We start from the raw sequence: 10671 nt of genomic DNA, 5'->3' as shown, positions 1-10671 counted from the left end.
CCGGCGGGGCCGAGCACCCGGCGGGCGCGGCGACCGGCAGGTCGTCGGCTCCGACGTGCCCACCGGCGGCGCCCACCGCCACGGCAACGTGCAGCCGGTCGTTGACCAGGCAGGTCGCCTGGTACGACGCGCAGAGCGCGAGCACCCGCCGGGCCAGGTCGTACGCCTCGCGGTCGGTGGCGGAATCCTCGACCCGGACCTGCACGACCAGGTCGGCGCGGGCAACGCTGAGGGCGGCCCGGACCACGGCGAGTGGTTCGCGCCCAGGTCGGGTGTCGGTGATCAGATGCAATCGCCCCAGGGACGGCACGGCAACGCTCCTCCCTGCGCCGGCATTACCCGGATCAGGTTCGACGGTCGGGGGCTGTCAGCCCCCCTCTCAGCCCGGTACACCGGGCTCCCGTGGGTTACTTGCGTGTCACCGTACGACACAACGGCCGGCCTGCCAAGGCACGGGGTCGGCGGGACCGGTGGGCCGGAAGCGGGGAAATCGATGGGGCACTTCATACGGTCCTGTTCGGAATGTCGCCTGCCGTTGCAGAACCGTTACCCGTCCGCATCTTGCCCGACATCGAGCCAGCCGAATTAATTTGTTCAGCGATTCGACAAAATGCCGGTGGGGGCACCTGACGCGGTGTGACCACCGGCTCCACCAGGGAGGGCCTTCGGCGAGCCGACTCCCGCGAGCTCTGTCACTACGACACAGGAGGCGGCGTGTCCCGTTCTCGTCGTGCCCGCGTACCCATCACCGCAACCCTGATTTCCCTGGCCATGGCCTCGACCACCCTGTTCGGCACGCCCGCGCAGGCGGCCCCGCAGGAGGCGCCGGCCGCAGCCCCGGCAGCCCAGGTGGCGCCGAAGGCGGCGAAGGCCGCCGACGATCCCTTCTCCGTGCTGATCTTCTCGAAGACCGCCGGTTTCCGGCACGACTCGATCCCCACCGGCATCGCCGCCATCCAGCAGCTCGGTGCCGCCAACGGATTCACAGTGGACAACTCCGAGGACGGCGCCGTATTCAACGACGCCAACCTGGCAAAGTACAAGGCGGTGATCTGGCTCTCCACCACCGGTGACGTGCTCAACGCCGACCAGCAGGCGGCGTTCGAGCGGTACGTGAAGGCCGGCGGCGGTTACGTCGGCATCCACGCCGCGTCGGACACCGAGTACAGCTGGGCCTGGTACGGCGACCTGGTCGGCGCGTACTTCGCCAACCACCCGCAGAACCAGCAGGCCACGGTCAAGGTGGAGGACCACGCCCACCCGTCCACGGCCGGGCTGCCGGACCGCTGGTCCCGGTTCGACGAGTGGTACAACTTCCAGACCAACCCCCGGCCGGACGTGCACGTGCTGGCCAGTCTGGACGAGAAGAGCTACACCCCGGGTGCCGGCGCGATGGGCGCCGACCACCCCACCTCCTGGTGTCAGGACTTCGACGGTGGCCGGTCCTGGTACACCGGAGGCGGGCACACCCGCGAGTCGTACGCGGAGCCGGAGTTCCTGTCCCACCTGCTCGGTGGCATCCGGACCGCGGCCGGGGTCGCGGACGCCGACTGCGGCGCCTCGAAGACCTCCAACTTCGAGAAGGTCGCGCTGGACAGCAACACCAGCAACCCGATGGAGCTGGACATCGCCCCCGACGGGCGGGTCTTCTACGTCGAGCGCGACGGTCGGGTGCAGATCATCAAGCCGGACACCGGCAACACCGTCACCGCCGTCGACCTGGACGTCTTCACCGGCAACGAGGACGGCCTGATCGGCATCCGGCTCGACCCGGACTTCGCCACCAACAAGTGGATGTACCTGTACTACGCCCCGAACGACGGGGTCACCCGCAACCTGCTGTCCCGCTTCACGGTGACCGGTGACACCATCGACCCGGCCAGCGAGAAGCAGGTGCTGCGGGTCGACACCCAGCGCAACACCTGCTGCCACGCCGGCGGCAGCATGACCTTCGACGGCGACGGCAACCTGTACCTGGCCACCGGGGACAACACCAACCCGTTCGAGTCGAACTCGTACTCGCCGCTCGACGAGCGGCCGGGCCGCCAGGACTACGACGCGCAGCGCACCTCGGCCAACACCAACGACCTGCGCGGCAAGGTGATCCGGATCCACCCGGAGGACGACGGGACGTACACCGTGCCGGCCGGCAACCTCTTCGCGCCGGGCACCGAGAAGACCCGTCCCGAGATCTACGCGATGGGCTTCCGCAACCCGTTCCGGATCGGCACCGACCCGAAGACCAACACGCTGTACGTCGGCGACTACGGGCCGGACGCCAACTCCGACAACCCGAACCGCGGCCCCCGGGGCCTGGTCGAGTGGAACATTGTGACCCCCGGCAACTACGGCTGGCCGTACTGCACGGGCACGAACGAGGCGTACAACGACTACACGTTCCCGTCCGGCCCGAGCGGCGCGAAGTTCGACTGCGCGGCGCCGGTGAACAACTCGCCGAACAACACCGGCCTGACCAACCTCCCGCCGGTCGTGCCCGCGACCGTCGACTACGGGTACGCCGGTGACGCGCGTTACCCGGAGATCGGCGGCGGTGGCGCCCCGATGGGCGGCCCGGTCTACCGCTACGACGCCGACCTCAACTCCACCCGCAAGTGGCCGGCGTACTACGACGGCAAGGCGCTGCTCGGCGAGTGGAACCAGAACAAGATGTACACCATGCAGGTGACCCCCGACGGCAAGTCGTTGGTGGACATCAACCAGCTGCTCACCGGCATGAGCATGATCCGGCCGATGGACTTCGAGTTCGGCCCCGACGGCGCGCTGTACCTGATCGAGTGGGGCAGCGGCTTCGGCGGCAACAACGACAACTCGGGCGTCTACCGGATCGACTACACCGCCGGTGACCGCGCGCCGATCGCGGCGGCGTCCGCCACCCCGACCTCGGGTGCGGCGCCGTTGACTGTGACCTTCTCCAGCGCCGGATCCCGCGACCCGGACGGTGGCACGCTCACCTACGCCTGGGCCTTCGGCGACGGGCAGACCTCCACCGAGGCGAACCCGACGCACACCTACACCTCGGCGGGCAACTACACCGCCCAGCTCACCGTCACCAACCCGAAGGGCCGTACCGCGGTGGCCAACGTGCCGGTCACCGTGGGCAACACGTCCCCGACGGTGACCATCGAGTTCCCGCCGGACGGCGGGTTCTTCGAGTGGGGTGACCAGGTCCGCTACACGATCAAGGTGACCGACCCGGAGGACGGGGAGATCGACTGTGACCGGGTGAACCTCCAGGTGCTGCTGGGTCACGACGAGCACGCCCACCCGCTGGAGCAGCACACCGGCTGCACCGGCACCGTCCAGACGTCGCTCGCCTCCGGGCACGGCGCCGAGGCGAACGTGTTCGCGGTCTTCGAGGCCACCTACACCGATGACGGTGGCGCTGGCGGGGCCAGCCCGCTCACCGGTCGGGTGATCGAGGTGCTCCAGCCCAAGCGCAAGCAGGCCGAGTTCTTCACCGCCACCGGGCGCGCTCCGGTGAGCACCGGCGGCGGCGACGCCGGCGTGCAGCGGGAGACCGGCGCCGACACCGCCGGCGGCGGACAGAACATCGGGTTCATCGAGGACGGCGACTGGTGGTCGCTCGCCCCGGCGAACCTGACAAACATCACCGAGATCCGCTTCCGGGCCGCCTGGGCCGCCGCTGGTGGTCGGATCGAGGTCCGCGCGGGTGCGGTCGACGGACCGGTGGTCGCCACGGCCACCGTGCCGGCGACCGGCGGGTGGCAGACGTACACGGACGTGAGCGCGCCGGTCACCGGCGCGGCGAGCGGTTCGCTGTTCTTCCTGGCCCGTGACCCGAACGGCGGCACCGGTTCGCTGTTCAACGTCAACTGGATGGACTTCGTCGGTCGCGGTGTCACCGAGAACGGGCCGCCGACGGTCAGTGCCACGGCCACCCCGGCCACCGGCACCGCGCCGGTCACCGTCGCCTTCGACGGCACGGCCACCGACGCCGAGGGCGACACCCCGCTGACGTACGCCTGGGACTTCGGTGACGGCGGTACGGCGACCACAGTGGACGCCAGCCACACCTACACCAGCCCGGGCACCTTCACGGCCACCCTCACGGTGACCGACAGCAAGGGCGCCAAGTCGTACGCCACGGTGCCGGTGAAGGTCGACGCGCCGGACACGTCCTGCTTCGGGGCGCGTTCGGACGACTTCAACGGCAACAGCCTCGACAAGGAGCGCTGGACCAGCGTCATCCGGGAGAACCAGCTCTACTCGGTCAGTGGCGGCGCGCTGCGGCTGCCCACCTCGGTGGGTGACCTCTACGGCGCTCGCAACGACGCCACCAACCTGGTGCTCCAGGCGGCCCCGACCGGCGCCTGGGAGATGACCACCAAGGTCACCCTGCCGGTGACGGCCAACTACCAGCAGGCCGGCGTCATCGTCTACGGCGACGACGACAACTACGCCAAGCTGGACCTGCTGTACAACGGCAGCCGGCGGGTGGAGTTCATCCGGGAGGCGGCGGCCACGCCGCGCAACGAGTCCACCGACAGCGCCGCCGCTCCGGCGGGTGACGCCGTGTACCTGCGGATCACCAGCGACGGGACGAACCTGACCGCGGCCTCCTCGGCCGACGGGCAGACCTTCACCCCGGTCGGCCGTTCGGCAGCGCTGGCCGGCATCGCCAACCCGCGGATCGGGGTCTTCGCACTCAACGGCGGCACCGAGGCGCCGGTCGTCGACGCGGCCTTCGACTCGTTCCAGGTGACGCCGGACGCCCCGGCCGGGCCGGTCGACCCGTCGGACGAGTTCACCGGCAGCACGCTGGACAAGTGCCGGTGGGACGCGATCGTGCGGGAGGACCCGACCGGTTACCGGGTCACCGATGGTGCGCTGCGCATCGACGTGCCCAACGGTGACATCTACGGCACCGACAACACCGGGCCGAAGAACTTCATCCTGCAGACCGCGCCGTCCGGCGACTGGACCCTGGAGACGAAGGTCGACGGCAGCCTGCTGAACGAGCAGTACCAGCAGGCCGGTCTGCTCGTGCAGGCGGACGACGACAACTACCTGAAGTTCGACTTCATCGCGGACAACCAGGCCGGCCAGGCGGTGACGCGGCGGATCGAGTTCCGCAGCGAGGTCGGCGGGGCGGTGCAGAGCCCGCAGCCGGAGGCGACCAGCCTCACGTCGGCGGTGTGGCACCTGCGCCTGGCCCGCACCGGTGACACGTTCACCGCGTCGTACTCGGCGGACGGGACGACGTGGACCGCGTTGGAGGCGCTCACCAACACCGCTGTGGGTGCCACCCCGAAGGTCGGGCTGTTCACCCTCGGCGCCAACCAGACGGCCTCGAAGACCGCCGCGTTCGACTACTTCCGGTTGAGCACCAAGGTGGCCGACGAGACCGCGCCGGTGACCACGGCCGCGGTGTCCGGCACCCCCACCGAGGGGTGGTACACCGGGCCGGTGACGGTGACCCTCACCGCCGCCGACGAGGCCGGCGGTAGCGGGCTCGCCAGCACCGAGTACCAGCTGGACGGTGCCACCACCTGGACGGCGTACACCGAACCGGTGCAGGTCAGCGGGGACGGCGAGCACGAGCTGCGGTTCCGCTCGACGGACAAGGCCGGCAACGTGGAGGCGACCAAGACCGTCTCGGCCAAGATCGACGCCACCGCGCCGGTGACCACTGCGACGTTCGCTCCGGCGAACGACGCCGGCTGGCACAACGGGACGATCCCGGTGGTGCTGACCTCGACCGACGCCGGCTCCGGCGTCAAGACGGTGGAGTGGTCGCTGGACGGTGGCGCGTGGACGCCGTACTCGGAGCCGGTCGAGGTGACCGGTGACGGGCAGCACGAGCTGCTGTACCGCTCGACGGACAAGGCGGGCAACGCCGAGACGCTCAAGTCTGCGGTCTTGAAGATCGACGGCAGCAAGCCGACGCTGCTGGTCTCCGGGATCGCCGACGGCCAGCTCTACGGTGACAGCCAGGACGTTCGGGTGTCCTGGCAGGCCGTCGACCCGACCTCCGGCATCGCGTCGGTGGTCGGCAAGTTGGACGGCCAGGCGTACGCCAGCGGCACCCTGCAGGCCATGTACGAGCTGTCGCTCGGCCTGCACGAGCTGACCGTGACCGCGACCGACAAGGCGGGCAACGAGACCACCTGGTCGGTCCGGTTCTTCGTCACCACCTCGTTCCGGGACATGCAGGGTCTGCTGGACCGGTTCAAGGCGACGGGGCGGCTCTCGGCCAAGGCGCACAAGCAGCTGACCAACAAGCTCGACGCCGTCCGCAAGTCCGAGGCGGCCGGCGACGACAAGGCGGCGGTGCGGCAGCTGACCGCGTTCCGGGCGCTCGCCTCCGACACCGCTCTGGTGGGCGAGGCGGAGGTCCGGGACGTCCTGATCCGGGACGCCGACGCCATGATCGTTCGGCTTGGCGGCGCGGCCAGCAAGGCGGGCGTCAAGGCGAACGACGGCGAAACGGTGAAGGGCACCGGGCGGCTCGGTGGCGACGCCACCCGGCTGGCACCCGGTCGCCAGCTCTGATCCGACGAGGCCCCTCCCCGACGCTCCGGCGTCGGGGAGGGGCCTCCCTCATCGGTAGCGAGGAGATGTCCGTGACGGGTATCCGCAAGGTGTTGGCCGCCGTGTTCGCCGGGCTGGCCCTGACCCTGTTCGCCGCTGCCCCGGCGGCCGCGCAGGCCGACAAACTCAAGCTCACGGTGGCCGGTGACGGCGCGCAGGGCGTCACCATCCAGGCCAGCTACGCCGATGGTCGCCGGCTGGAGCAGGTGGTGCGGCTGGTCCTCACCGCCACCGGCCCGGACGGCCAGCGGGTCGGCCCGGTGCAGCTGGAACCGCAGCCGGAGGGGCAGGGCTTCTACAGCAGTGGCCCGGTGCTCTCCACCGGCACCTGGAAGGTGACGGTTAACTCCCCCGCTCCGCTGCGCAGCGAGGCCACCGCCACGGTGCAGGCGAAGGCGGCACAGTCTCCGCCGGCGCCCGCGCCGGTCGCGGTGACCAGGTCAGACGGCGAACCCGGGGCGGCTGCCGGCTGGTGGCCGTTCGCGGCGGCCGGCCTGGTGCTGGTCGCCCTGGCGATGGGGGTGGCCATGCTGTTCGGCCGCCGCCGCACCAACTGACAGACGGCAGCGCTCCAACAACCGGGCCGCCGCGACGAGCGGCCCGGCCCGGTGTCGCCTGATCGGCTCGTGATCGACTCGGCGTCAGTGAAATCGGGGTGTCCCGCACGACAGATCACCCCGACTTCAAGGAACGCGAGTGGATCAAGCGCGGCGCGCCCCCGAGCACGAACGCGGCACGCGCCCCGCCGCGCTCAGAGGATCGCGCGCAGCGCGGCCAGGTCCTCGTCGCTGGGCTCCCAGGTGCCGGCGGCGGCGTTGGCGCGCACCTGCTCCGGGGTGGTGGCACCGGCGATCACCGAGGTCACCGCCGGCTGGGCGGCCAGCCCACCGATCGCCACCTGGAGCATGCTCAGACCCCGCTCGGCCGCGTACGCCTCGATCGCCTCGATGGTGTCCCAGTCGGCCGCGGCGAGCCGCTCCGCGTACCGGCCCCCGCCGGAGAGCCGGCTGCCGGCCGGCGGCTGTGCCTCGCGCTTGTACTTGCCGGTGAGCAGACCGTTGGCGAGCGGGAAGAACGGCAGCATGCCGAGGCCGAACCGCTCACACGCCGGGATCACCTCGGCCTCCACGGACCGCTCCAGCAGGCTGTAGTGGTTCTGCGCGCTGATGAACCGGGCCCGGCCGTTGGACGAGGCCACCCAGTCGGCGTCGGCGATCTGCCAGCCGGCGAAGTTGGAGTTGCCCAGGTAGCGCACCTTGCCGTCGCGGACCAGGTCGTCCAGGGCGGCCAGGGTCTCGTCGATCGGGGTGCCCGGGTCGGGCTCGTGCAGCTGGTACAGGTCGATGTGGTCGGTGCCGAGCCGGCGCAGCGACGCCTCCACCGCGCGGGCGATGTAGCGCCGCGCACCACGCGCGCCGTAGTCCGGCCCGTTGAGGCCGTTCATGTCCATCCCGAACTTGGTGGCCACCACCACGTCGTCCCGGCGGCCCTTGAGCGCCTGCCCGAGCAGCTCCTCGGAACCACCCTGCGGCTCGCCGTAGATGTCGGCGGTGTCGAAGAGGGTGATCCCGGCGTCCAGGGCGGCGTCCACCACCGCGCGGGTGCCGTCGAGGTCGAGCTTGCGGCCGAAGTTGTTGCAGCCGATGCCGACCACGGACACCACGAGCCCGGAGTCGCCCAGCCGGCGATAGGTCATCTCAGTCACGAGATCCACCCTATGCCGGCCGGACCCGCCGTCGCCGGGGACCGGTCAGCCGACGTCCCAGACCGGTTCCGGGGTCTCCACCACCTCACAGTCGCCACGGAAGAGCACGAACCGGTCGAAGGAGCGGGTGAACCAACGGTCATGGGTGACCGCGATCACCGTCCCCTCGAACGCGTTCAGGCCCGCTTCGAGCGCTTCCGCGCTGGCCAGGTCGAGGTTGTCGGTGGGCTCGTCGAGCAGCAGCAGGGTCGCCCCGGACAGCTCCAGCAGCAGCACCAGAAACCGGGCCTGCTGCCCACCGGAGAGCGTGCCGAAGCGCTGGTCGCCCTGCGCGGCCAACTCGTAGCGACTGAGCACCCCCATCGCCGCGTGCCGGTCCATTCCGGTGCGGTGCTCGTCGCCCCGCCAGAGGATCTCGACAAGCGTCTTCGACATCAGCTCCGGTCGGTCGTGGGTCTGCGAGAAGTGCCCGGGGCGAACCCGGGCGCCGAGCCGGGCGGTGCCGTCGTGCGCCACCGGAGCCAGCGCGCCCGCCCCGTCGACCGGCCCGTTCGCCGGGTCCGGGTCGGTGCCACCGCGCGCCAACAACCGCAGGAAGTGCGACTTGCCGGTGCCGTTGGCACCGAGCACCGCCACCCGGTCGCCGTACCAGATCTCCAGGTCGAAGGGGAACGTCAGGCCGTCCAGCTCGAGCTGCTCGCAGACCACCGCGCGCTTGCCGGTCCGTCCGCCGCTCAACCGCATCCGGATGTCCTGGTCCTTCGGGGGTACGGGCGGCGGCCCGGCCTCCTCGAACTTGCGCAGCCGGGTCTGCGCGGCCTGGTAGCGCGAGGCCAACCCGTCGTTGTACGCGGCTTTCTGCTTGTACATCAGCATCAACTCGCGCAGCTTCTGGTGCTCCTCGTCCCAGCGCCGGCGCAGCTCGTCGAGGCGGGCGTGCCGGGCCGTCCGCGCGTCGTGCCAGCTGGCGAAGCCGCCCGGGTGCACCCAGGCGCTGCCACCCTCGACGGCGACCACCCGGTCGGCGCTCTGTGCCAGGAGTTCGCGGTCGTGCGAGACGTAGAGCACCGACTTCGTCGACTCGCGCAGTCGCGCCTCCAGCCAGCGCTTGCCGGGCACGTCGAGGAAGTTGTCCGGCTCGTCGAGCAGCAGCACCTCGTCCGGTCCGCGCAGCAGCAACTCCAGGGCAAAGCGCTTCTGCTGGCCGCCGGAGAGGGTACGCACCGGCCGGTCCCGGACGGCGTCCCACTGCTTGTCGAGCACGATTGTCGCGACGGTGTCGAAGAGCACCTCGGCGTCGTACCCACCGGTCTCGCCCCAGGTCCCGAGCGCGTCGGCGTACGCCAGTTGGGCCCTGCTCGCGGCGTTGCTGAACTTTCCGAGGGCCTCGGCGGCGCGCATGGCCGTCTCGGTCTCGCCGAGCCGGCGGCCGGCGTCGCGCAGCGCCGGCGGGGCCAGTGACAACGCCAGGTCGGCGAGGGTGGACTCGTCACCGATCATGCCGATGAACTGGCGCATCACGCCCAGCCCACCGGCGCGTGCGACGACACCGGTGCGTATCGGCAGGTCGCCAGCGACCATCCTCAGCAGCGTCGTCTTCCCCGCGCCGTTCGGCCCGACCAGGGCGACCTTGCTGCCCTCCCCGACCCGGAACGACACGTCGGCGAAGAGTTCCCGACCGTCGGGCAGGATGTGCCCGACCCCTGCCACGTCCACGTATCCCACGCCGGGATCCTGCCCCAGCGAGGGCGGACGGTACATCCAATTACCGGGTGACCCGCAGTACCCGGAAACCCTTCTGGCTGGCGTACCGCTCGACCTGCCAGCCCTGCTCGGTGAGCCAACGCTGCAACGAGTCGCCGCCCAGGTGCCGGGCGACGACCAACCAACCGACGCCGTCCGGGGCGAGTCGGGGCAGCCAGCGCAGCAGCAGGTCGTGCAGGCCGTCCTTGCCGATCCGGATGGGTGGGTTGGACCAGAGCTGGGCGAACTGGAGATCCGTCGGGACGTCGTCCGGCGCGCTGACCCGGACCCGTTCGCCGGCGCCGATCCGGGCCGCGTTGGCGGCGGTCAGCTCGCGGGCCCGGGCGTTGACGTCGACCGCCCAGACGGTGCTCGTCGGCGCGAGGTCGGCCAGCACACAGGTGATCGGTCCGAACCCGCAGCCGAGGTCGAGCAGGGCGCCATTCGTGTCGGCGGCGGGCAGCTCGGCCTTGCGCAGGAGCACCGCGGTGCCCGGGTCGAGCCGGCTGGCGGAGAAGACCCCGCCGGCCGAGGCGAGCCGGTAGTCGCGGTCGGCGACGGAGAATTCCACCTCGCGCGCCGGAGCATCGCTGGTGGGCTGAGCGGTGAAGTAGTGGTCGCCGGTCACCCGGCAATTCTCGCACCGGCCG

The 10671-nt window shown here is 70.9% G+C and carries 6 protein-coding genes and 1 riboswitch; of the genes, 2 read left to right on the top strand and 4 right to left on the bottom strand.

Annotated features, from left to right (window positions below; translation table 11 throughout):
- Nucleotides 1–310 (bottom strand): thiamine phosphate synthase (locus JM949_RS11400; RefSeq protein ID WP_203148356.1); only part of this gene is annotated, 310 nt, incomplete at its 3' end.
- Nucleotides 305–414, bottom strand: a riboswitch (TPP riboswitch). (Overlaps the previous gene by 6 nt.)
- Before the next feature lie 300 nt (nucleotides 415–714).
- On the opposite strand from JM949_RS11400, the gene JM949_RS11395 reads away from it, so the two are divergent.
- A complete protein-coding gene (locus tag JM949_RS11395; RefSeq protein ID WP_203148355.1) occupies nucleotides 715–6534 on the top strand; it encodes a ThuA domain-containing protein in 5820 nt (1939 codons plus the stop codon).
- Between the two features lie 71 nt (nucleotides 6535–6605).
- On the top strand, nucleotides 6606–7130 hold the full coding sequence (locus JM949_RS11390; protein WP_203148354.1) for a hypothetical protein: 525 nt from the start codon (nucleotides 6606–6608) through the stop codon (nucleotides 7128–7130).
- A 194-nt stretch (nucleotides 7131–7324) separates the two neighbouring features.
- Here JM949_RS11390 and JM949_RS11385 read toward each other — a convergent pair whose 3' ends face one another.
- From JM949_RS11385 to JM949_RS11375, 3 genes are read right to left on the bottom strand one after another with little or no spacing between them, the layout of a single operon-like run.
- A complete protein-coding gene (locus tag JM949_RS11385) occupies nucleotides 7325–8287 on the bottom strand; it encodes an aldo/keto reductase (RefSeq protein WP_203148353.1) in 963 nt (320 codons plus the stop codon).
- A gap of 36 nt (nucleotides 8288–8323) precedes the next feature.
- The gene (locus JM949_RS11380; protein WP_203148352.1) at nucleotides 8324–10003 is read right to left on the bottom strand and encodes an ABC-F family ATP-binding cassette domain-containing protein; all 1680 of its coding nucleotides are present in this window, start codon (nucleotides 10001–10003) and stop codon (nucleotides 8324–8326) included.
- Nucleotides 10004–10043: 40 nt separating this feature from the next.
- Nucleotides 10044–10649 carry a class I SAM-dependent methyltransferase gene (locus JM949_RS11375; RefSeq protein WP_203148351.1) on the bottom strand — a complete coding sequence of 202 codons (606 nt, stop codon included), beginning with the start codon at nucleotides 10647–10649 and terminating at the stop codon, nucleotides 10044–10046.
- Between the last annotated feature and the right edge of the window lie 22 nt (nucleotides 10650–10671).

It is taken from the genome of Micromonospora tarensis, assembly GCF_016803395.1.
GTDB lineage: Bacteria > Actinomycetota > Actinomycetes > Mycobacteriales > Micromonosporaceae > Micromonospora > Micromonospora tarensis.
This window is presented reverse-complemented; position numbering and strand designations above follow the sequence as displayed.